This window comes from Nonomuraea sp. NPDC050536 (assembly GCF_044457685.1).
In the GTDB taxonomy this organism is placed as follows: domain Bacteria; phylum Actinomycetota; class Actinomycetes; order Streptosporangiales; family Streptosporangiaceae; genus Nonomuraea.
Map to the genome: position 1 here is coordinate 1,224,792 of NZ_JBITHD010000001.1, position 22,583 is coordinate 1,247,374.

Annotated in this window: 19 protein-coding genes; 16 read left to right on the top strand and 3 right to left on the bottom strand. The window is 71.2% G+C overall.

Going from position 1 to position 22,583, the window contains the following annotated elements; translation table 11 throughout:
- Window positions 1-31 precede the first annotated feature (31 nt).
- Genes ACIBHX_RS05960 through ACIBHX_RS05995 form a run of 8 tightly spaced genes read left to right on the top strand, consistent with a single transcriptional unit; the run spans window position 32 to window position 9,183 of the window.
- Window positions 32-850 (top strand): type 1 glutamine amidotransferase domain-containing protein, encoded by an 819-nt coding sequence (locus tag ACIBHX_RS05960; RefSeq protein WP_397064640.1) that lies wholly within the window; start codon window positions 32-34, stop codon window positions 848-850.
- Between the two features lie 2 nt (window positions 851-852).
- On the top strand, window positions 853-2,442 hold the full coding sequence (locus tag ACIBHX_RS05965) for a thiamine pyrophosphate-binding protein (protein ID WP_397064641.1): 1,590 nt from the start codon (window positions 853-855) through the stop codon (window positions 2,440-2,442).
- An 11-nt stretch (window positions 2,443-2,453) separates the two neighbouring features.
- A complete protein-coding gene (locus ACIBHX_RS05970; RefSeq protein ID WP_397064643.1) occupies window positions 2,454-4,853 on the top strand; it encodes an AGE family epimerase/isomerase in 2,400 nt (799 codons plus the stop codon).
- 6 nt (window positions 4,854-4,859) lie between these two features.
- Window positions 4,860-5,195, top strand: coding sequence for an STAS domain-containing protein (locus tag ACIBHX_RS05975; RefSeq protein WP_397064645.1), 336 nt, complete (start codon window positions 4,860-4,862; stop codon window positions 5,193-5,195).
- Entirely contained in the window at window positions 5,192-7,201 is a 2,010-nt protein-coding gene (locus tag ACIBHX_RS05980; protein ID WP_397064646.1) for a glycogen debranching protein, read from the top strand. The genes ACIBHX_RS05975 and ACIBHX_RS05980 overlap by 4 nt, the downstream gene beginning before the upstream one ends.
- On the top strand, window positions 7,198-7,503 hold the full coding sequence (locus ACIBHX_RS05985; protein ID WP_397064647.1) for an anti-sigma factor antagonist: 306 nt from the start codon (window positions 7,198-7,200) through the stop codon (window positions 7,501-7,503). The genes ACIBHX_RS05980 and ACIBHX_RS05985 overlap by 4 nt, the downstream gene beginning before the upstream one ends.
- The gene (locus tag ACIBHX_RS05990) at window positions 7,500-7,949 is read left to right on the top strand and encodes an ATP-binding protein (protein WP_397064649.1); all 450 of its coding nucleotides are present in this window, start codon (window positions 7,500-7,502) and stop codon (window positions 7,947-7,949) included. The genes ACIBHX_RS05985 and ACIBHX_RS05990 overlap by 4 nt, the downstream gene beginning before the upstream one ends.
- Window positions 7,924-9,183 carry a PP2C family protein-serine/threonine phosphatase gene (locus ACIBHX_RS05995; RefSeq protein WP_397064650.1) on the top strand — a complete coding sequence of 420 codons (1,260 nt, stop codon included), beginning with the start codon at window positions 7,924-7,926 and terminating at the stop codon, window positions 9,181-9,183. Before ACIBHX_RS05990 ends, ACIBHX_RS05995 begins: the two co-directional genes overlap by 26 nt.
- Window positions 9,184-9,284: 101 nt before the next feature.
- Here the strand turns inward: ACIBHX_RS05995 and ACIBHX_RS06000 are convergent, their stop codons facing one another.
- Complete coding sequence (locus ACIBHX_RS06000; RefSeq protein ID WP_397064652.1) at window positions 9,285-10,511, bottom strand: hypothetical protein; 1,227 nt, start codon at window positions 10,509-10,511, stop codon at window positions 9,285-9,287.
- A 289-nt stretch (window positions 10,512-10,800) separates the two neighbouring features.
- Here ACIBHX_RS06000 and ACIBHX_RS06005 point away from each other — a divergent pair, with 289 nt between their 5' ends.
- The 3 genes from ACIBHX_RS06005 (at window position 10,801) to ACIBHX_RS06015 (ending at window position 15,619) form a co-directional block, all read left to right on the top strand.
- Window positions 10,801-11,598 carry a helix-turn-helix transcriptional regulator gene (locus ACIBHX_RS06005; RefSeq protein WP_397064654.1) on the top strand — a complete coding sequence of 266 codons (798 nt, stop codon included), beginning with the start codon at window positions 10,801-10,803 and terminating at the stop codon, window positions 11,596-11,598.
- Between the two features lie 138 nt (window positions 11,599-11,736).
- Complete coding sequence (locus ACIBHX_RS06010) at window positions 11,737-14,637, top strand: type I polyketide synthase (RefSeq protein ID WP_397064656.1); 2,901 nt, start codon at window positions 11,737-11,739, stop codon at window positions 14,635-14,637.
- Between the two features lie 76 nt (window positions 14,638-14,713).
- Complete coding sequence (locus ACIBHX_RS06015) at window positions 14,714-15,619, top strand: hypothetical protein (protein WP_397064658.1); 906 nt, start codon at window positions 14,714-14,716, stop codon at window positions 15,617-15,619.
- A gap of 16 nt (window positions 15,620-15,635) precedes the next feature.
- Here ACIBHX_RS06015 and ACIBHX_RS06020 read toward each other — a convergent pair whose 3' ends face one another.
- Window positions 15,636-16,916 carry a sugar phosphate nucleotidyltransferase gene (locus tag ACIBHX_RS06020; protein ID WP_397064659.1) on the bottom strand — a complete coding sequence of 427 codons (1,281 nt, stop codon included), beginning with the start codon at window positions 16,914-16,916 and terminating at the stop codon, window positions 15,636-15,638.
- A 64-nt stretch (window positions 16,917-16,980) separates the two neighbouring features.
- The gene (locus ACIBHX_RS06025; protein WP_397064661.1) at window positions 16,981-17,424 is read right to left on the bottom strand and encodes a group II truncated hemoglobin; all 444 of its coding nucleotides are present in this window, start codon (window positions 17,422-17,424) and stop codon (window positions 16,981-16,983) included.
- Between the two features lie 105 nt (window positions 17,425-17,529).
- On the opposite strand from ACIBHX_RS06025, the gene ACIBHX_RS06030 reads away from it, so the two are divergent.
- From ACIBHX_RS06030 to ACIBHX_RS06050, 5 genes are read left to right on the top strand one after another with little or no spacing between them, the layout of a single operon-like run.
- Window positions 17,530-18,528, top strand: coding sequence for an alcohol dehydrogenase catalytic domain-containing protein (locus ACIBHX_RS06030; RefSeq protein WP_397064663.1), 999 nt, complete (start codon window positions 17,530-17,532; stop codon window positions 18,526-18,528).
- A 3-nt stretch (window positions 18,529-18,531) separates the two neighbouring features.
- Window positions 18,532-19,815 carry a ferritin-like protein gene (locus ACIBHX_RS06035; RefSeq protein WP_397064664.1) on the top strand — a complete coding sequence of 428 codons (1,284 nt, stop codon included), beginning with the start codon at window positions 18,532-18,534 and terminating at the stop codon, window positions 19,813-19,815.
- A 9-nt stretch (window positions 19,816-19,824) separates the two neighbouring features.
- Window positions 19,825-20,472: a hypothetical protein gene (locus tag ACIBHX_RS06040; protein ID WP_397064665.1), complete on the top strand. Its 648-nt coding sequence runs from the start codon at window positions 19,825-19,827 to the stop codon at window positions 20,470-20,472.
- A complete protein-coding gene (locus ACIBHX_RS06045) occupies window positions 20,469-21,590 on the top strand; it encodes an NAD(P)-dependent alcohol dehydrogenase (RefSeq protein ID WP_397064667.1) in 1,122 nt (373 codons plus the stop codon). The genes ACIBHX_RS06040 and ACIBHX_RS06045 overlap by 4 nt, the downstream gene beginning before the upstream one ends.
- Window positions 21,587-22,582, top strand: coding sequence for an alpha/beta fold hydrolase (locus tag ACIBHX_RS06050; protein WP_397064669.1), 996 nt, complete (start codon window positions 21,587-21,589; stop codon window positions 22,580-22,582). The genes ACIBHX_RS06045 and ACIBHX_RS06050 overlap by 4 nt, the downstream gene beginning before the upstream one ends.
- The last annotated feature ends 1 nt before the right edge of the window (window position 22,583 follow it).

Below are 22,583 nucleotides of genomic sequence, written 5' to 3' on the forward strand. Positions count from 1 at the left end.
TTGAATACGGCACCTTGTTTGAATTCTTTACATGCCACGCACCATTCTTTTTGTCCTCTCCGAGTTCGGATATTGGGGAGAAGAGCTGGTCGGACCGCTCGCGGCCTTCGACAAGAGGGACTACCGGAGCGTGTTCGCCACCCCTACGGGCAAGCGACCGCATGCCCTGCCGCCGAGCCTGGATCCCGGCTACATCGATCCCCCGCTCGGCCGCTCCGTGACCACGCCTGAAGTCGCGGTGGCGGCCAGGCGGCTGGACGAGTCCAACAGGCTGGACAATCCGATCAGCCTGGCCGAGTGGATTCCCGAGCGTCCTTACAACAGCGCCGACGGATATCTGAGAAAGGTCGAGGCCTACTACCGTGAGGTCGAACGCCTGGACATCGCCGAATACGACGCGCTGGTCATCGTGGGCGGCAGCGGGCCGATCGTCGACCTGGCCAACAACGGCCGCGTGCACGACCTGATCCTGAACTTCCTGCGGGCCGGCAAGCCCATCCTGGCCGAGTGCTACGGCATCGCCTGCCTGGCCTTCGCCCGCGACTGGGAAGACCGCAAGAGCATCCTGTGGGGCAAGCACGTCACCGGCCACTGCAAGGAGTACGACTACAAGGACGGCACCGGCTTCCTGGGCGTCGACTTCAACATGGGCCCGCCGCCGTACCCGCTGGAGTACATCCTGCGCGACGCCACCGGTCCCGACGGGCGCTACCACGGCAACGTGGGCAAGGAGACCTCGGTGATCGTGGACTACCCGTTCGTCACCGGCCGCTCCACTCCTGACTCGTTCCTGTCAGGTGAGAAGCTGGTCGAGGTCCTCGAGTCCGGCCTGCGCCGTTACGGCTGGTGACCATGGCCGCCCGCCCCGCCAAGAACGCGATCTTCGAGCAGTTCGCGGCCGACGGCATCACGCTCATGTTCGGCAACCCGGGAACCGTCGAGCAGGGCTTCCTGGACGTCCTGGAGGACACGCCGGCCATGGGGTACGTGCTGGCGCTGCAGGAGTCGGTCGCGGTCGGCATCGCCGACGGCTACGCCCGCGCCACCGCCGGACCCGCGCTGGTCCAGCTGCACAGCGGCGTCGGCCTCGGCAACGGCATCGGCATGCTCTACCAGGCCAAGCGCGGCCATTCGCCGCTCGTGGTGATCGCCGGCGAGGCCGGGGTGCGCTACGAGGCGATGGACGGGCAGATGGCCGCCGACCTGGTCGCGATGGCGCGGCCGGTGACCAAGTACGCCACCAGGGTCACCCACCCGGGGTCGGTGCTGCGGGTGCTGCGCCGCGCGGTCAAGCTGGCGATGACGCCGCCGCGCGGCCCCGTGTTCGTGGCGCTGCCGATGGACGTGCTCGACGAGCTGACCGACGAGCCGGCCGTGCCCAGCACCATCCCGCGGCGGTCGACGGTGCCCGTCGCGGAGGACCTGGACCGCGCGGCGGCGGCGCTGGCGGCGGCCGAGAACCCCGTCATCCTGATGGGCGACGGGGTGTCGGTCTCCGGCGCGCAGGACGAGCTGACCCGGGTGGCCGAGGCGCTGGGCGCGCCGGTGTGGGGGGTCGACAACTCCGAGGTCAACATCGACGCCACCCATCCGCTCTACCAAGGGCAACTGGGGCACATGTTCGGCGAGCACAGCGCGGAGATGATCAAGGATGCCGACGCCGTGCTGATCGTCGGCACCTACGTCTTCCCCGAGGTCTTCCCGCTGCTGACCAGCCCCTTCAGGCCCGGGGCCAGGGTGGTCCACATCGACCTGGACGACTACGAGATCGCCAAGAACTTCCCCGTCGACGTCGCGCTGGTGGCCGACCCCAAGCCCACGCTGGCCGCGCTGGCCGCGCGGCTGAAGCCCTCGGGCAGGCCGTTGGCGGACAGGCCGGTGGAGGACCACGGCGACTCGATGATGGACCTGTTCTGCGCCGAGCTGGCGCGCCGCGCTCCCGACGGGCTGGTCGTCTTCGACGAGGCGCTGACCGCCTCGCCGGCGCTGACCAGGCACCTGCCAGGACGCACCCCCGGCGGCTACTTCGCCACCAGGGGCGGCTCGCTCGGCGTCGGCATCCCCGGCGGCATCGGCGTCAAGCTGGCCCGCCCCGAAGCCGAGGTGGTCGCCTTCACCGGCGACGGCGGCAGCATGTACACCATCCAGGCGCTGTGGACCGCCGTCAGGTACGGCGTGGCCGCCCGGTTCGTGATCTGCGACAACCGCCGCTACCAGCTGCTGGACGACAACCTGGAGCAGTACTGGCGGGAGCGTGGCGTCGAGGCGCACCCGCACCCCGAGGGCTTCGACCTGTCTCATCCCGAGATCGACTTCGTCCGGCTGGCCAGGAGCCTCGGGGTTCCAGCCGTCAAGGTCGACAAGCCCGCCAAGGTGGAGTCGGCCGTCGGGCGCATGCTGGCCGAGCCCGGGCCGTTCCTCGTCGATCTCGTGACGACGTGAGAGGTGTCATCGTGAGTGACCAGCGACTGGCGGGGCGCACGATCGCGATCCTGATGGAAAGCGACTTCGTCGAGCCCGAGCTGCACTACTACCAGCGTCGCTTCATCGAGGAGGGCGCCCGGGTGGAGTTCGTCACCCGGCTGTGGGGCGAGAGTTCCCTGACCTTCCACGGGCACGAATACCGGCAGCCGTTCACCGTGGCGGGCGACCTGGAGAGCGTCGATCTCGGCAGGATCGACGCGCTGATCGTGCCCTCGGGCATGGTCTCCGACCGGCTGCGCTACACCGAGGACGTCAACCAGCTCCCGCCCGCGGTGCGGCTGCTGAAGGACGCCTTCGCCGACCCGCGCATCCTCAAGGGCGTCATCTGCCACGGGCTCTGGCTCGTCTCGCCGATCCCGGAGGTCGTCGAGGGGCGCCGGGTGACCTGCCACAACAACCTCGTCGGCGACGTGCGCAACATGGGGGCGCTCTACACCGACCAGGACGTCGTGGTGGACCGCGACCTGGTCACCGCGCGCACCGCCGACCACTGCCACGTGTTCGCCCGCATGATCATCGACCTGCTCGCGGCCGAGCACAGCACCGTCCTGACCGGGTACCGGCCCGACTTCACCTTCTCCGATCTGGTCGCCGGCTACGTCACGGCCTTCGACGGGCAGACGATCGACCTGCGCACCAACGACGACAGGAAGGTGCGGGTACGGCTGACGCCCACCATGTCGGCCGAGTTCGTGCGCAACCTGTCCGAGCCGTACATCGACGCCTCAGGGCACCTGGACCAGCTGCTCACCCCGGGCAGCTACCTGTTCGCGCACGGCATCTTCTATCCCGAGCACGACGAGTACACCATCGAGGCCAAGGCGCTCACCTTCCTGGGCCGGCACCCGGGCGAGTACACCTTCGAGCAGCCCGACTGGTGGGTCAAGCAGATCCGCGAGCTGGGCAAGTTCTACCGCAGGGCCCAGTTCGGCCCCGACGGGCCGATCGACTACGCCGCCTACCGGACCATGCTGCGCCTGGGCGGCGACAAGATCGACCAGTTCACCCAGGAGACCGACACGATCTCCCGGCTGATCTACGGCATGTCCAGCGCCTACATGCTCACCGGCGACGAGGACTTCCTGGAGGTGGCCGAGCAGGGCACCGCCTACCTGCGCGAGCACATGCGCTTCGTGGACCGCGACGAGGACGTCGTGTACTGGTACCACGGCATCGACATCCGCGACGGCATCGAGCACAAGCTGTTCACCTCGGAGTTCGGCGACGACTACGACGCCATCCCGATGTACGAGCAGATCTACGCGCTGGCCGGGCCCACCCAGCTGTACCGCCTGACCGGCGACCCGCGCATCGCCTCCGACGTCGACGGCACGCTGCGGCTGTTCCAGAAGTTCTTCCGCGACCCCGACAGGGGCGGCTACTACAGCCACATCGACCCGATCCTGCTCGATCCCAACCACGAGTCGCTCGGCCCCAACCAGTCGAGGAAGAACTGGAACTCCGTCGGCGACCACGCCCCCGCCTACCTGATCAACCTCTTCCTGGCCACCGGCGAGGAGCGCCACGCCGACATGCTGGAGGAGACGTTCGACCTGATCGTCAAGCACATGCCGCGCGGCGACAGCCCCTACGTCCAGGAGCGCTTCCACGCCGACTGGACGCCGGACACCAGCTGGCACTGGCAGCAGGACCGCGCGGTCGTGGGGCACAACCTGAAGATCGCCTGGAACCTGATGCGGATGATGTCGATCAGGCCCAAGGACCGCTACCGCGAGCTGGCCGCCCAGATCGGGCAGAAGATGCCCGCCTTCGGCAGCGACCCGCAGCGCGGCGGCTGGTACGACGTGGTCGAGCGCAAGCTCGCCCCCGGCCAGCGCATCCACCGCTTCACCTGGCATGACCGCAAGGCCTGGTGGCAGCAGGAGCAGGCGATCCTGGCCTACCAGATCCTGGCCGGCAACACCGGCGACCCTGCCTTCCTGCGCAGGGCCAGGGAGTCGGCGTCCTTCTACAACGCCTTCTTCCTCGACCACGACGAGGGCGGCGTCTACTTCAACGTGCTCGCCGACGGCCACCCCTACCTGCTCGGCACCGAGCGCTTCAAGGGCAGCCACTCGATGAGCATGTGCCACGCCGCCGAGCTGTGCTTCCTGGCCACGGTCTACCAGCGGCTGCTGCTCGACAGGAAGCCGCTGACCCTGCACTTCAAGCCGCGGCCCGACGGGTTCACCGACCGGGTCCTGCGGGTCGCGCCCGACGCGCTGCCCCCGGGGCGGGTCCGGCTGGAGTGGGTGGAGATCGACGGCACGCCGTACCAGCTGTTCGACGCGGCCGCGATGACGATCAAGCTGCCCGACTCCGCGGCGCCCGTGACGGTGCGGGCGCACCTGGCGCCGGTGGAGGAGTGAGCGGACATGGACGTACGCAAGCAGCTGCGCGGCGGCATCACCGTCATCACGATGGACGGGCGGCTGGACAGCGAGACCGCGCCGCGGGTCCAGCAGGAGCTGCAGGCGCTGTTCCCCGATGAGGGCGTCGTCGTGCTGGACCTGAGCCGCACGACCTACATGTCCAGCGCGGGGCTGCGGGTGCTGCTGCTGATCTACCGGCAGGCGCAGCACAGCGCCGCCCGGCTGGCGCTGACCGGGCTGCCGCCCGACGTGCGCGAGATCATGGACGCGACGGGATTCCTCGGCTTCTTCACCGTGGTGGGGTCGATCGAGGAAGGCGTGGAGGCGTTGTCCGTATGACGGTGCTTGAGCCCATCGACGCCTACCCGACGCAGCGGATCGCCGGGTTCCCCGTCCGCGCCGGACGGTCACTGCCGTTCGGCGCGACGCGGGTGCCCGGCGGCATCAACTTCTCGGTGTTCTCCAACCACGCCACCGGGATGACGCTCGTCCTCTACAAGGACGGCGCGGCCGAGCCGATGGCCGAGCTGCCGTTCCCCGACTCGTTCAAGATCGGCGGCGTGTGGTCGATGACCGTCTTCGGCCTCGACCCCGAGAGCGTCGAGTACGGCTACCGCGCCGACGGCCCCGGCCCGCCGTTCCACCCTGCCAACGTGCTCGCCGACCCCTACGCCCGGCTGTCCACCGGGTACGGCGAGCACCGCCACCGATCCCGGGTGCCGCTGGACGACTTCGACTGGGAGGACGACCGCCCGCCCCGCATCCGGCACGAGGACCTGGTGATCTACGAGCTGCACGTGCGCGGCTTCACCGCCGGGGCGGACGTGCCGGCGCCGGGCACCTACGCGGGCCTGGTGGACAAGATCCCCTACCTGGTCGAGCTCGGCGTCAACTGCGTCGAGCTCATGCCGGTGTTCGAGTTCGACGAGACCGACAACATCAACACCGGGCAGAACTACTGGGGCTACAGCCCGCTGGCCTTCTTCTCGCCCAAGGCCTCCTACGCGGCCACCGGGCGCCACCACATGCAGGTCGACGAGTTCAAGCACCTGGTCAAGGAGCTGCACAAGGCCGGCATCGAGGTGCTGCTCGACGTGGTGTTCAACCACACGGGCGAGGGCGACGAGCGCGGCCCGTCGATCAGCTTCAAGGGCCTGGACAACGCCACCTACTACATGCTCACCCCCGACGGGCACTACTACAACTTCAGCGGCACCGGCAACACGCTCAACTGCAACCACCCGGTGGTGCGCGGCTTCGTGCTCGACTGCCTGCGCTACTGGGCCTCGGAGTTCCACGTCGACGGGTTCCGCTTCGACCTGGCCGCCATCCTGGGCCGGGGCGCCGGCGGGGAACTGCTGCACAACCCGCCGCTGCTCGAGTCGCTGGCCTACGACCCGGTGCTGCGCGACTGCAAGCTCATCGCCGAGGCCTGGGACGCGGCCGGCCTCTACCAGGTGGGCGCCTTCCCCGACTACTGCCGCTGGTCGGAGTGGAACGGCCGCTACCGCGACACCGTGCGCCGCTTCCTCAAGGGCGACCTCGGCGTCACCGGCGAACTGGCCACTCGCATGCTCGGCTCGCCCGACATGTACGCCCGCCGCGGCACCGCCGCCACCGTCAACTTCGTCACCTGCCACGACGGTTTCACCTTGCGCGACCTGGTCTCCTACGACCACAAGCACAACGAGGCCAACGGCGAGCACAACCGCGACGGCGACAGCGACAACCGCTCGTGGAACTGCGGCCACGAGGGCGAGACCGACGACCCGGCCGTGCTGGCCACCCGCGCCCGCCAGGTGCGCAACGCCCTGCTCATCCTGCTGTCCAGCTGGGGCGTCCCGATGATCCTCGCCGGCGACGAGGCGGGACGCACCCAGCACGGCAACAACAACGCCTACTGTCACGACGGCCCGCTGACCTGGTTCGACTGGGACCTGGCCGCCGCCAACGCCCCCCTGATCCGCTTCGTCCGGCGGGCCATCGCCTTCCGCCGCGCCCACCCGGTCCTGCGCCGCGGCGCGCCCGGCGGCGTCAGCTGGCACGGCGTGCACGCCTGGGCCCCCGACTGGTCCCCGCACTGCCGCCTGCTCGCCGTGATGTTCGACGGCGGAGGGGACGACTGCGTCTACTTCGCCGCCAACACCCACTGGGAAGAGCACACGCTCGACCTGCCCGCACCACCCCGCGGCCTGGCCTGGCACCTGTTCGCCGACACCGGGGCCGCGCCGCCGATGGACGCGCACGAGCCCGGCACCGAGCCTCCCCTGGCCGACCAGGGCCGGGTGGAGATCGGCCCGCGCAGCGTGCTCGTCCTGGTCACGCACGAAAGGGAACAGTCATGAGCTTCAACGTGAAGATGAACGTCGATGGGGACACCGCCACACTCCGCCTGATCGGTGAGCTGGACGGGCGCTCTGCCCCCGAGCTCAACGACCTCGTCGTCCAGGCCGTCGGCAAGCAGGTGGCCAAGCTGGTACTGCTGCTCGACGAGCTGACCTACATGTCGTCCGCGGGGGTGCGCTGCCTGATCTTCGCCCATCAGAAGCTCCCGCGCGACTCGGAGATCACCCTGGTCGGCACCACACCGGAGGTCGCCGAGACCATCCGCATGACGGGTTTCGATCGCAGCATCGTGATGCAATGATGCTCGCCTGCCGGCTCAGGGTTGACGGCGCGAACACCTCCCTGCCAGGGGTGGTGGCCGACTTCGTGGCGGCGCTGGCCGACGAGGCCGGACTCACGTCCCGGCAGGCGTACTGGCTGAGGCTGGCCACCGACGAGATCACCACGAACATCGCCCACCACGGCTACGGCGGCCGCGGGGGAGTGGTGGACATCGCCGCCGAGATCGAGCAGGACCGGCTCCGGCTGTGGATCGAGGACGACGCCCCGCCGTTCGATCCGACCGGGTACGACCCGGCGCCGCGGCTGGCCGTACCTCCCCTGCACAGGGAGGAAGGCGGCTACGGGCTGATGCTGGCGATCACCAAGGTCGACGAGTTCGGCTACGAGTTCGTCGGAGGGCGCAACAGGAACACGTTGATCATGCGGCGGGGAGGCACGAATGCCGAATGCCCTGGTGGTAGCTGAGTACGAGGTCGCGAGGTCCGAGGCGGTGGCGGAGCTGGACGGAGCGCTGCGCGAGGAGGGATTCGTCGTACGGCACGCCGAGCCGGCCGACCTGCCGCTGCGCCTCGCGCCGGAGGCGCGGCCCGACCTGCTGCTGGTGTCGGCCTCCCTGGGGCTGCAGCGGCTGGCGCTGGTCAGCCAGCGCTTCCTGGCCGACGGCGGCGCGCCCACGATCGTGGCCTTCTGCGACGGCGACCTGGCCGCGCTGGAGGAGTGCGTGCGCGGCGGGTTCGACTACGTCCTGAGGCCGTTCCTGCCGAGCTTGCTGCGCAGCCGGGTGAACTCCTGCTGGGAGCGCTGGCAGCTGAGCACGACCGTGGAGGAGATGGCCGAGCTGGCCAGCCTGCGCGAGTACGAGCGGGAGCTGAGCATCGCCCGCGAGATCCAGGCCGGCTTCCTGCCCGAGTCGATGCCCACGCTGCACGGCTGGGAGATCGGTGCCCGCTTCCGCCCCGCCCGGCAGGTGGGCGGGGACTTCTACGACATCTTCACCATCGTCAACGGGCGGCGGCTGGCGTTCGTGGTGGCCGACGTGTGCGACAAGGGGGTCGGCGCGGCGCTGTTCATGGCGCTGATCAGGACCCTGCTCCGGCACACGGCCGAGCACACGGGGCTGGGGCAGATGGTCAGCGACGACCTGGCCGTCGCCGTCAACAACGGCTCCTCCAACGACGTGGTGCTGCCGTTGCTGTCGCTGGGCGCGGGCCCGCTCATCCAGGCGGTCGTCGGGACCAACCAGTACATGGCCCGCAACCATCTCAAGCAGGGATATTTCGCGACCATGTTCTTCGGGGTGCTGGATCCGCAGTCCGGCGACCTGCTCTACATCAACGGGGGCCACAACCCGCCCGTGGTGCTGCGTTCCGATGGCGGCCAGTCGCTGCTGCCGCCCACGGGCCCGGCGGTCGGCATCCTGTCCGACAGCTCCTACACCCTCGGCCACGTCCATCTCGCCCCCGGCGACGCCCTGTTCACCTACACCGACGGCGTCGTGGAGGCCCGCAACCCCGACCATGGCCTGTACGGCATGCCCCGCCTGCGAGCCCTGCTGAACGGCCCGCCCCCGCACACCGAGACCCTCCTGGACTCGGTAGACGGATCGGTCCGTCTCTTCGCGGGAACCGCCGAGCAGTCGGACGACATCACGACCCTCGCCCTCCGCCGCACCCCGAGCCCGGCACACACAGCGTTGTAACGGCGGCCGGCCGCGCATCGCCGGAGGAGCGTCTCCCTGGACAGGGGCCGGCCCCGTACGGCGACTGGCGGCAGGCCGGCCTTGCCGTACGGGAACCCTGGTCAAGCAGCGAGCACTGACACGACCTCCCAGCCCGAGGCGGGCTCGGCGGCGTGGAAGTTGGCGGCGAGCAGCGTCGCCTCGCTGGCGCGGCCCGCCAGCAGCAGCGCGTCGATCAGGCACGCCGTCAGGTGCGGCGACAGCCACGGCGGGCCCGCGTCCGTGCCGCCGCCGACCAGGGCCAGCGCCCGCCGAAGGTGGAACACCGCGTGCTCGGAGCGCAGCCGCAGCGCGGCCATCGCCTGCGCCGCGTGCACGAACAGCGCGGTCTCCCGGTCGTCGCGGTCGATCGCGCCGGGCTCGGTCGTGCTCAGCCCGGTCAGCGCCGTGATCCAGGCCCGGTAGGCCAGGTAGAGCGGCTGCGGCCGGGTGACACCGCCGGCCAGCGCCGCCCGCAGCAGGAAGTCGGCCGCCGCCTGCGGCTCGCCCAGCCCGCTGGCCAGGGCGAGCGCTCGCGCCAGCGCCAGGTGCGGTGTGGTCTCCACCGCGCCGGTGCCCAGGGAGTCCAGGAAGCGCAGGCACTCCAGAGGCCGCCCGCGCAGCAGGAGCAGGTGCGCCATCGGCACCGCGACCAGTTGCTCCTCCCCGCACCACGCGGCCGCCTTGCACAGCTCGAAGGCCCGGTCGAAGGCGCGGCCCCGCCAGGCCTCCCAGGTCGCCTCCACCAGGTGGCGCGTGCCCTGCCTGCGCTGTCTGGCCCGCCAGCGGGGCACCTGGCGCAGCTCCCAGCCGCCCGCGCCGCGCGTCAGCCTGTCCACCAGCCCGCACCCGACCAGCAGGTCGTGCAGCAGGGCGGCGTTCCCCCTGGAGGCCGAGTGCAGCGCGGCGGCCGTGGCCTGCCTGACGTGGCCCCCGGCGATCTCAGACAGCAGCGTGGCCACCTCCTCCACGGTCAGCGGCTGCAGCACCAGGGTGCGCGCGCCCGGCTCGAAGCGCAGGCAGTCGGTCGGGTCGGGCCGCCGGTCGGGCGTGCCCGCCAGCGTGGTGGCCACGATCGCCGCGCCCTCGCGTCGGCCCAGCTCGCGCAGCGCCAGCAGGCTTGCGTGGTCGCACAGGTGGGCGTCGTCCACCACGATCAGCGCCTCGGGCCCGCCGCCCGCCCGGGCGGCGATGTCGGCTGGTGTGTCGCCGGGGCGGATGCGGACGATCTGGTAGCGGGCCACCTCGGGGGATTCGATCAGGCGTTCGACCAGGGAGGTGCGGCCGCTGCCGCGCTCCCCGACGATCACCAGCGGGCCGGTGACGGGGGCGCGGAGCGCGCGTCGAATCGTTTCGAGTAACTGGGTTCTGCCTACAAAATGCCACTCCACGGCGCCTCCAGCCGATTGTCGGTCGTTATGGAAGGGCGAATACATGCTTTGGGACACACGGCCCCCGGTCAATGGCGATGTGACGCAATCGGTAATCGGAGGAAAATTCTGTGTTTCTGAGGGTTCCCCGGAGCGGCGATCGACCTAGAATCAGGTCGGACTTGAACGGTTCTTGTGCGTGCAGTTGGAGGTTAAGCGGGGGCGCCCTGTGTCAGGCGACGAGTGGAGTCGTCAAGAGCTCGCGAGGTTCCTGAAGAGCCGGCGAGCCAGAGTACGGCCCGACCAGGTGGGTTTCCCCGCCGGTTCGCGGCGCCGTACCGAGGGGTTGCGGCGCGAGGAGGTGGCCGTGCTGGCAGGCCTCAGCCCGACCTGGTACACCTACCTCGAGCAGGGGCGCGACATCCACCCCTCGGTGCAGGTGCTCGACAGCCTGGCCCGCGTGCTCGACCTGAGCGAGGACGAGCGCCGCTACATGCACACCCTGGCGCACGGCCAGGTGGCCAACCCGCATCCGCTGGGCGAGGCCGATCCGCCCATGGGCGTGATGTCGCGGCTGGTGTCGCTGATGGACGAGAACGACTACCCCGTCTACGCCACCGACGTCTACTGCGACCTGATCGCCTGGAACAACGCCAGCGAGGAATGGTATGACGACTGGAGCGCCTGGCCGCAGGAGCAGCGCAACATGCTGCGCTGGATGCTGGTCTCGCCGGTGGCCAGGGAGCGCCTGCCCGACTGGGAGAACGACATCCGCGACATCGTCGCCCGCTGGCGTTCTGAGTGCGCCAAATGGCCGCGCGACGAGCGCATGAAGGCCAAGATCGCCGAATTCTCGAAAATCAGCCCGGTCTTCTCCAGGCTCTGGCGCGAGCACGACGTGCAGGAGCACCGCAGCCGCATGCGCAGGTTCCACCACCCGCGGCTCGGCGTGCAGACGCTGCGTCTGGCGATGATGCTGTCGCCCGACGAGCCCACGGTCGCCCTGGTGATCCATTATCCGAAATAATTCGGTAACGCGGAAAACGGGGTGAGGGGTATTCCGTCATCTGCAAATTGACAGCCTCTGCCGCTCACTGGACTTTGGTTGCTGTCGCCCACCATCAAATGCAACGCGCGAATTCAGCGCGTGGATGGGAATGGAACCATGAACCTCAACCAAGGCCGGGACCCCGTCGCCGTCGTCGGCGCCGCATGCCGCCTGCCTGGCGCGGACAGCATGAGCGAGTTATGGGACGTGCTGCGCGAGGGCCGGGACGTGGTCGGCACCATCCCCGAGGACAGGTTCGCGGACGAGACCGAGCGCGGCAGGCGGCCCGGCGTCCTGCGCGGGGCCGGCGGCTACCTGGACGACATCACCGGGTTCGACGCCCGGTACTTCGGCATCTCCCCGTTCGAGGCGCTCAGGATGGATCCGCAGCAGCGCATCCTGATGGAGGCCATCTGGGAGGCGCTGGCCGACGCAGGCATCCCCGCCGAGAGCCTGGCCGGCACCAGGACAGGCGTCTACACCAGCCTGCTGTCGTCCGGCTACTGGGACCTGCTGCGCCGCGCCGGGATGTACGACATGCACGCCGCGCTCGGCGCCGCCGTCTCCGGCATCTTCCCCGGGCGCGTGTCGACCCGGCTGGACCTGCGCGGCCCCAGCATGGGCGTGGAGGCCGCGTGCGCCACCTCGCTGCTGGCCGTGCACGTGGCCTGCCGGGCGCTGTGGAACGGCGAGGCCGACCTGGCCATCGTCGGCGGGGCCAACCTGCAGATCGTGCCCGACCTGTACTTCGCGCTGTCCGACGCCGGCGTGCTGTCCAGCACCGGCCAGTGCCGCTTCGGCGACGTCGCCGGCGACGGCTACGTCCGCAGCGAGGGCGTGGCCGCGGTGATACTCAAGCCGCTGTCCAGGGCGCTGGCCGACGGCGACACCCCCTACGCCGTGATCCTCGGCAGCTCGGCCACCCACGACGGCCGCACCGGCGGCTCGATGGTGGCGCCCGGGCTGGAGGGCCACGAGGAGATGCTGCGCAGCGCCTACCTCGACGCCGGGGTCGCGCCGTGCGACGTGGACTACATCGAGGCGCACGGACCCGGCACCCGCGCCGGTGACCCCACCGAGCTGACCGCGCTGGACCTCGTGCTGCGCGAGGGCCGGCCTGAGGACCGGCGCTGCCTGGTCGGCTCGGTCAAGTCCAACCTGGGCCACACCGAGTTCACCGCCGGGCTGGCCGGGCTGCTCAAGACGTGCCTGGCCATCCGCCACCGGACCATCCCGGCGACCCTGCACGTGGACCGGCCCCACGACATCCTCCGCCGGCCGTACACCGCTGTCGAGCTGGCGATGCTCACCCAGCCGTGGCCGCAGGACGAGCGGCCGGCGATCGCGGGCATCAGCTCCTTCGGCATGTCCGGCGCCAACATCCACCTGGTGCTGTCGGAGACGCCGCGACCGGCGCCGCAGCCGCCCGCACCCGCCAGGCCCGGCTACGTGCTGCCGGTCTCGGCGCGCGACCCGCACGCGCTGCGCGAACTGGCCGCCTCCTACGCCGACCTGCTCGACGCAAAGCCTCCCCTGGAGGACCTCTGCTACACCGCGGGCGCCAGGACCACCAGGCACGAGCTGCGGATCGCCGCCGTGGGCGCCGACGCGGGCGAGCTGGCCGCCGCCCTGCGCGAGGCGGGCGAGGGCACCTACGTGCGCAAGGAGCCCAAGGTCGTGTTCGTCTTCCCCGGCCAGGGCGCCCAGTGGACCGGCATGGGCCGAGACCTGCTCGAGCGCCTGCCCGCCTTCGCGCGGCACCTGGAGAGCTGCGCGCGGGCCGTGCGGGCCGAGCTCGGCTGGTCGCCCGCCGACCTGCTGCGCCGGGAGCGGCCGCTCGAGCACGTGGACCAGATCCAGCCGACGATCTGGGCGATGCAGGTCGCCCTGGCCGCCGTCTGGCGCGAGTGGGGCGTCGAACCCGACCTGCTCATCGGCCACAGCATGGGCGAGATCGCCGCCGCGGTCACCTCCGGCGCGCTCAGCATCGCCGACGGCGCGGCCGTGGTCTGCCGCCGCAGCAGGGTGCTGCGCGAGTCGCACGCCCGCGGCGCCATGTGGGCGATCGGCCTCGGCGAGGACGCCGCCCGCGAGGCCATCGGCGACCACGCCGGCCAGGTCTGCGTCGGCGTGATCAACAGCTCCCACTCCACCGTGCTCAGCGGCGAGGCCGCCGCGCTCGACCAGGTCGTCGCTCCGCTGCTGGCCAAGGGCGTGTTCGGCAAGCGGGTGCAGGTGGACTACGCCTCGCACGCGCCCCAGGTCGACCCGATGCGCGCGCCGCTGCTGCGGGAGCTGAGCGACCTGCGGCCCGAGGCGGGCGCCGTCCCCATCCACTCCACGGCCTGGGACGCACCCGTCAAGGGCGAGGAGATGGACGCCGGGTACTGGTTCGAGAACCTGCGCCTGCCAGTCCGGTTCGCCGCCGCGGCGAGGGCGGCGCTGACCCAGGAGCGGCCGACGGTGTTCGTCGAGATCAGCCCGCACCCGCTGCTACAGCCCGCGCTCGAGGACGAGATCGCGGCCTCCGGCGCCCGCGGCGCGGTGGTGGCGTCGCTCGAGCGCGGGCGGCCCGAGACCGACGCGCTGCACGCCGCCCTGGGCCGCGCCTTCGAGCTGGGCTGCCGTCCCGCCTGGGAACGCCTCTACCCGCTGGGCGAGCACCTCCGGCTGCCCGCCTACCCGTGGCAGCGCCGCCGCTTCTGGCCCGACCAGGCCGGGACCGTGCTGCCCCCCGAGCCCGCCGCCGCGGAACTGCCCGCCAGGGCCTACGACCTGGCGGGCATGCGGGACGCCGAGGTGGCGGGCGTGGTGGCCGGGCTGGCGGCGCAGGTGCTGGCCGTGCCCGGGCACGACATCGGCGTGGACGTGCCGCTCACGCTGCTCGGGCTTGACTCGGTGCTGGCCACCCGCTTCAGGGACCGCATCCGCCGCGACCTGGGCGTCGAGGTGCCCGTCCGGCTGCTGCTCGGGCCGAGCACGCTGCTGGAGCTGGCCACCCGGCTGCGCGCCGGCTAGCGCTGGACCTGGAATCGGGAGTGCCAGCATCAACCGTTTCTGGGGCGGAACCGGAGCTGGCCTCACCATGGTGCACATGGTGACTGCCCTGCTCGGCGGCGTGCTCCTGGTCGCGGCCTGGGTGAGCATGCTGCTCACCGTGTTCACCCCCAGGGGCAGGCCGTCGCGGCTGATCCGCGGCACCCTGCGCGCGTACGCCTCCACCATCGTGGCGCTGGCCGGCCGGCTGCCGCGCAGGATCCGCGAGCCGCTGCTTGACCTGAACGCGCCGCTGGCCATCTTCACCGTCGGCGCGCTGTGGCTGGGCGCCAGCCGGACCGGATTCGCGCTGCTGTCGGAGACGCCGCTGCAGCGGATCGAGTGGCTGTCCACCGGGCTGCTGCTGGTGGCCATCGCGGCCTACCTGCTGCGCTTCATGGAGGCGTACGGCCGGCGGGAACGCCTGGTGGCCCGGCTGGCGGGCAGCGTGTGCCGGCCCCGCGACGCCGACGCGCTGCTGGCCGCCTTCCTCAGGACCGGCACCCGCGACCACCTCGACACCCTGTTCTCGGAGTGGACGGGCTGGATGACCGAGGTGGAGAGCACCCACGTCGCCCACCCCACGCTCACCTTCCGCCGGCCCTCCGGCGAGCTGGACTGGCTGAAGGCCGCCGTCATCGTGCTCGACGTGGCCGCGCTCACCGAGTCGCTGGCGCCTGCCTGGGCGCCCGCCCACACCCGCGCCCTGCTGGACACCGGCACGCGCTGCCTGCAGCGGCTGGCGAGCGAGCTGTGCATCAGGCTGCCGCCGATCACCGTCAGCCTGCAGGGCCGCGAGGAGCGCAACTTCTCCGACACCGTACGGCTGGCCAGCGAGGCGGGCCTGCCGACCGAGCGCGACACGCACGCGGCCTGGGCCGTCTTCCAGGAGCTGCGCACCGGCTACGCCCCGCACGCCTACGCCATCGAGAGCCGCCTGCACTACGACCTCGAGGAGGACTGATACCCCGGGCGAGCGCTCAGCCGGTGAGCCGGGCGCCCGCGGGCACCCCCGCGCCCACGGGCACGCTCACCCCCGGGTAGACCGTGACCCCGGTCAGGTGCGCGCCCTCGTCGACCCGCACCTCGTGGCCGAGCGCGGTGAACCCGTCGATCACGGTGGGCCGCAGCAGCGAGGAGTCCACCTGCGCCATCATGCCCACATGGGCGTCGCTGAGCCGCGCCCCCGGCCCGATGATCGTCCCGTCCAGGCAGGCCACCCGGCGCAGGCGGCACCACGGATGCAGGTCCGCCTCGTCGCCGACGTAGCAGTCGTCCAGCACCACGCCCGGCCCGACCTCGACGTCCCGCCCGATCCACACGTTCGCCCCGACCTGGACCAGCCCGCTGGCCAGCTTGGCCGCCAGCGTCATCCCGCTGACCGCGTCGCGGCGCACCAGCGACGACTCGTGGATCACCGGCTCGCCGGGCAGGCGCAGGCTGGGGTAGCCGCCGCCCATCGCCTCGGCCATGGTCAGCAGGTAGTCGCGCGGGTTGCCCAGATCGCCGATCTTGCCGATGGGCGAGCTGCGCACCTTGTGACCGTGCGCCAGCAGCCAGGGCAGCAGATCGCCGCCCCAGTCGAGCTGCCGCCCGGCCAGCGCCCCCAGCTCGGCCGTCGCGCCCAGCTCCCGCAGCCTGGCGCAGTCGATCAGGTAGAGCCCCGCGTTGATCGGCACCCTGGCCGGATCGACCGGCATCCTGGCCAGCACGTCCGCGGGTGGTTTCTCCACGAACGCCCTGATCCAGCCGCCGCCGTCGATGTCCCCGTCGATCTCCACCGCGCCGTAGGTGCCGGCCACCTGCTCCGCGCTCCTGGTGACGGTGGCGACGGTGACGACCGCCCCGCCGGTCAGATGGTCGCGCACCAGGTCGGCCAGGTCGAACTCGAACAGCGAATCGGTGGGGAACACCAGCGCGTGCCCGCGCAGGTCGTACTCCTCCAGGATGGCCAGCGTCGCCTGACCCGAGCCGGTGTTGTGCCTGTCGGAACGCGGGCGGGAGTAGCGGATCGAGACGCCGAGCCGCTCGCCGTAGCCGAGCGCCTCCTTGACCTGGTAGCGGTTCTCGCGGCCGTTGGCCGCCACGTAGAACCGGGAGATTCCCTGATCGCGGAACGCCGCGATCTGCCATTCGATGAGCGGCCGCCCCAGAAAGGAGACGGCCGCCTTGCTACGGATATGACCCGGGCCTTCCAGCGTCAGCGGCCGGGCGCGAACCCCGCGGCCGCCCGCCAGAGCGATGGCGACGAGAGCCTGCATGATTCCTTGGTATCAGCGCCGTCCCTGGCGCGGCGGAATCCGGCCCGCTCTCGGGCGGATTGCGTCAGGTCTGCTCGTCCCAGGTCCAGCGCGGCACCTCGCGCAGCGGATGCAGCTCGTCGTCGGTGGTGGCCAGCGAGTTCTGCATGGCCACGTGCGAGCCGAACTCCACGTGCGAGCGCACCGCCTCGCGGAACGCCTCGTCGCCGGGCAGCCCGGCTTCGTCGAAGGCCTCCAGGTACAGCTCCACGAAGCGCTGCCGCTGCTCGTCGGTGATGCGCAGGCCGCGGTGCGCGTCGATCAGGTAGGGGAAGCCCAGGCGCTCGGTGAAGCGGCCGGGGCCGCCGAACGATTCGGCGGTGAACCAGGTCAGGTGTTCGACGTGGTGCGGGCGCCGCTCGGGAAACAGCGGCTTGAGCACCGGATCGGCGAGGACCTTGGCGTAGAACGCCTCTTCGACTCTGTGCAGCGCTTCGTCGCCGCCGGCGTGCTCGTAGAGACTGACCATGTAATTCAGATTACACATCTGTTGGCGACCCTGCTGCGTTAAGTGCGGGTCCCCTCGCCGCTCAGGCCGTACTTATCGTGGCATCCCCCGGCGAAGGAGGAAACCGTGCGAGCAGCCGTGATCACACGACTGAACTCACCGTGGGAGTTCCAGCAGGTGGCCGACCCCGTAGCCGGACCAGGCCAGGTGGTCGTCCGCATCCACGCATGCGGCATGTGCTTCAGCGACGTGCTCGTGCACCGCGGTCACTGGCCCGTCCAGCTGCCCATCGTCCCCGGCCACGAGCCCGTGGGCGAGGTCGTGCAGCTCGGACCGGGCGTCACCACGCTGCGCGTGGGCGACAGGGTCGGCGTGTCGTGGATGCAGCGCGGCGAGGGCCGCTGCGTGCAGTGCCAGAGCGCGCGGCCCGTCCGCTGCGAGCACACCCAGACGTGGATGGACCTCGGCGGCGGGTACGCCGACCTGATGCTGGCCTGGGAGTCCGGTTGCACGCTGCTGCCGGAGGGCCTGTCCTACACCGACGCGGCCGTGGCGTTCTGCGCCGGCTTCACCTCGATGAGCGGGCTGCGCAACGCCGACCCCAAGCCGGGCGAGCGGGTGTGCGTGCTCGGCGTCGGCGGGCTCGGCCACATGGCCGTGCAGCTGGCCACCGCGATCGGCCTGGAGGTGGTGGTGCTCACCACCTCGCCCGACAAGGCCGACTACGCCAAGCAGTTGGGCGCCGTCGACGGCATCGTGGCGGGCGACGACCCGGGAAGGACGCTGGCCGAAGCGGGCGGCGCCGACATCATCCTGGCCACCACGACCTCGGCGGAGCTGGTCGCCAAGGTGCTGTCAGGCCTGCGCTACGCCGGCCGGCTCGTCACCATGGGCGTCACGGGGCCGCTGAAGATCGACGACATGATGACGCTGCTGTTCAAGCAGTGCTCGATCAAGGGCAGCACCCACAACAACCGCTCCGACCTGGTCGAGGTGCTGACGCTGATGGCCTCGGGCAAGGTCAGGCCGGTCGTCGAGACCTACGCGATGGACGAGGTCAACGACGTGCTCAAGCGTGTCGAGGCCGGGCAGGTGCGCTACCGCGCTGTGCTGCAGAACGGCTGACTCATGGGCGAACCCAGAATCGTGGTCGCGAACAGGGAACACCTGTGGTTCCTGCTCACCGAGGCGGCCCAGCTTGAGCACATGATCCTTTGCCAGTACCTGTTCGCCGAGTTCAGCCTCAAGGACGGCACCGCGGAGGGCCTGACCCAGGAGCAGGCCGAGGCGGTCGGACGCTGGCGCAAGGTGCTGCACGACATCGCCGTGGAGGAGATGCTGCACATGGCGCTGGTGGCCAACCTGATGGCGGCCATCGGCGCGGCGCCCACCTTCGGCCGGCCCAACTTCCCGCAGCTGTCGGGCTACTTCCCGGCCGGCTTCCGGCTCGACCTGCTGCCCTTCGGCGAGCAGGCGCTGCGGCACTTCCTGTACCTGGAGCGTCCCGAGGGCATGCAGCTGCAGGACGCCGCCACGTTCGTGCCCGGCGCCCCGCCGCGTGAGGGGCTCGACCCCGGCGCGCTGATGCCCAAGGGGCAGGAGTACGCCACGATCGGCCACCTGTACCGCGGGCTGGAGGAGGGGCTGAAGGATCTGACCTCGCGGCTGGGGGAGCGGGCCGTCTTCATCGGTTCGCCGCGCGCCCAGGCCACCCCCGAGCTGTTCCGCTGGCCCCAGCTGATCGCCGTGACCGGCCTGGACTCCGCGCTCGCCGCGATCGACATGATCATCGAGCAGGGCGAGGGCTCGCGCGGCGACTGGCGGACGGCGCACTACGGCCGCTTCCTGGCCATGTGGGAGGAGTACGGCGAGCTACGCCGCCGTGACCCGTCCTTCGAACCCGCCCGCCCCACCCTGGCCGCCTACCTCAGCCAGCCGTTCGACCTCGCCGAGCCCAGGCCGCTGCTCACCGATCCGGTCGCGCGCCGGGTGGCCGAGCTGGCGACGGTCGCCTACGAGCTGGTGCTGCACACCCTGACCCGCTTCTTCACCCACACCGACGAGACCACCGAGCAGCTCGGCCTGCTGGTCGGGGTCGCGATCGGGCTGATGGCCGCCGTGGTCAGGCCGCTGGGCACCGCGCTTACCACGCTGCCCGCCGGTCCCGGGCACGCCGGCCGTACCGCCGGATTCGCCTTCGAGATGTACTACGCGATGAGCAACTTCGTGCCGTGGCGCGAGCCGTCGTGGGCGCTGCTGCACGAGCGGATGCAGGTCCTGGTCCAGCGGTGCGCCGAGGCGGCGCGTGCCGGCGGCGCGCCCCCGGCGGTCACGGCCGCCGGGCAGGTCGCGGCCCGCTTCGCCGAGCAACTGCGGGCGCACGTGCCGCCGGCGCTGCTCCCCCTGTCCTAAGGAGTCATGATGAGTGTCGGAACAGCCGGCCCGGCGACCAGCGCGGACTTCACGCTGGAGGATCTGGACGGCCGATGGCGCAGCCCGGTGGCCGCCGAGGTCTTCCCCGGCATCTACGGGATCGACGATTTCTGGCTGCGCAGCCCGTTCTGGGCCATCCACTTCAACAGCTACAAGGACCCCGACTGCACCCAGCGGCTGTTCGAGCTGATCATCACCGGGTTCTGGGAGCTGCAGGCCCCCAGCACCGCCAGCCCGGGAGCCCGTGACGCGAACTTCTCCCGGACCAAGGTGTGCCTGCGGCTGTTCGACGCCGACGTGATCGCCTCGGCCCCCGGCAGCTGGACGCCGGGGGAGTGGAAGGACGTCTCGCACGGCGGCTGCCCGCCGATCGACCTGCCCGGCGTGGACGACTGCCCGCTGGAGTACGACCTGCTCGGCCTGGCCGGCGACCGGCTCTACTTCGGGCAGCGCCACCACGACGAGCAGGGCTCGATCTGGACCCGCCGCGCACCCGGCCTGCTCAGCTACTACGTCACCCCCTTCGACGGCACGGGACCCGGCGTCGGGCATGGCGCCGAGTGGGGCCCGGCCGAGTGGACCCACCTCACCAGCACCTACACACTCAGCCCTCGCCCCGAAGGGAGCCAGCCGTGACCACCACTCAGGCCGCGGTCGTCGAATCACCGGGAGCGCCCTTCACGCTCCAGGACGTCGAGCTCGACTCGCCCCGCCAGGGCGAGATCCTCGTCCGCATGCAGGCCGCCGGCATCTGCCACACCGACCTGACCGTGGCCGCCGGCCTCATCCCGTTCCCGCTGCCCGGCGTGCTCGGGCACGAGGGCGCCGGCATCGTCGAGGAGGTCGGCCCCGGGGTCACCAAGGTCAAGCCCGGCGACCACGTGGTCCTCACCTTCACCTCCTGCGGCGACTGCGCCTCGTGCCGCGTCGGGCACCCGGCCTACTGCACGACGTGGATCCCGACCAACCTCATCGGCGGCAAGCGCGCCGACGGCAGCTCGCCGATCAGCCAGAACGGCAAGCAGATCGGCGGCAGGTTCTTCGGCCAGTCGTCCTTCGCCCGCCACTCCATCGCGGACCAGCGCAGCGTGGTCAAGGTCCCCGACGACCTGCCCTTCGAGCTGCTGGCCCCGCTGGCCTGCAGCGTGCAGACCGGCACCGGCGCCGTCTGGAACACCCTGCGGCCCGAGCCGGGCACCTCGGTCGCGGTCATCGGCACCGGCGCGGTCGGCCTGGCCGCGATCATGGCAGCGGCGCTCACCCCGGTGAGCGAGATCATCGCCGTCGGCCGCAACCCCGCCCAGCTGGAGCTGGCCGCCAAGCTCGGCGCCACCCACACCGTCGACACCACCCAGGGCGACCTGGCCGGGGCGCTGCGCGAGATCACCGGCGGCGCCGGGGTCGACCACGTCGTCGAGGCCGTGGGCAACCCCGACGTGCTGCGCGCCGGGATCGAGGCGCTGGCGCCGCGCGGGTCCGTCGCGGTCGTCGGGGCCCCGCCGTATGGGGTGGAGGTCTCCATCGACGTGCACCGGCTGCTGCCGGGGCGCCGGATCCTGGGCGTGTGCGAGGGCGACAGCGACCCCGACAGGCTGATCGCGCTGCTGGCCCGGCTCATCCGCGCGGGGCGGCTGACGATGGAGCCGCTCATCAAGGAGTACCCGTTCGCCGACATCCAGGCCGCCGCCGAGGACTTCAGGGCCGGCCGGAACATCAAGACGATCCTGCGTTTCGAATCGGAGAGCCAGGCATGAACTTCTTCGAGCTAGGCGACTTCCAGCTCACCTCGGGCGCCACGCTCCCCGCCGCCCGCCTCGCCTACCAGAGCTTCGGCGAGCTCAACGCGGCCGGGAACAACGCCGTGGTGTTCCCCACCTTCCTCGGCGCGCCGCCCGAGGTGCTCAACGGCTGGATCGGCGAGGGCCGCGCGCTCGACCCGCGCAAGTACCTGATCGTGCTGCCGGGCCACTTCGGGCTGGCGCCCTCCTCCGCGCCCAGCAACAGCGGCGGCGTCGACTTCCCCGCCGTGTCCATCGCCGACGACGTGATCGCGCAGCGGCGGCTGATGTCGGAGGTGTTCGGCGTCGACCGGATCCACCTGGTGCTGGGCTGGTCGATCGGCGCCATCCAGGTCTACGAGTGGGCGCTGCGCTTCGGCGACACCGTGCGCCGCATCGCGCCGATCGCCGGCGCGCCGACCCCGCCGCCGTGGACCAAGCTGTGGCTGAGGACGGTGATCGAGGAGCCGCTGGAGTCCGACCCCGAGTACAAGGACGGCCGGTACGGCGACGCCGCAGCGGTCGCCGGCGGCCTCAAGCGCGTGGCCCACGGCTCGGCGCTGACCGCGCCGCCGCGCACGTTCTTCCACGAGGGCGCCGAGGTGTGGCCCACGCTCGGCTTCGACAGCGTGGACGCCTTCGTCGCCGGGTTCTGGGAGGGCTTCTGGCTCCCGCAGGACCCCAACGACGTGCTGGTGCAGGCGCGCAAGGCGCGGGCCTCCTGGCCGGGCGCGGCGGGCGAGTCGCTGGAGACGGTGCTCGGGCGTGTCACCGCCAAGACGACGGTGGCCGCGCTCACCGGCGACAACCTCTTCCCGCCCGCGGAGTCCAGGCGCTTCGCCGAGATGATCCCCGGGGCCGAGTTCCGCCAGATCGACAGCGTCTTCGGCCACCTGGCCACGTTCGGCCTCAGCGCCGACGACGTCAAGGCCATCGACGACGTGATCACGCACGCCCTGGAGAGCTAGC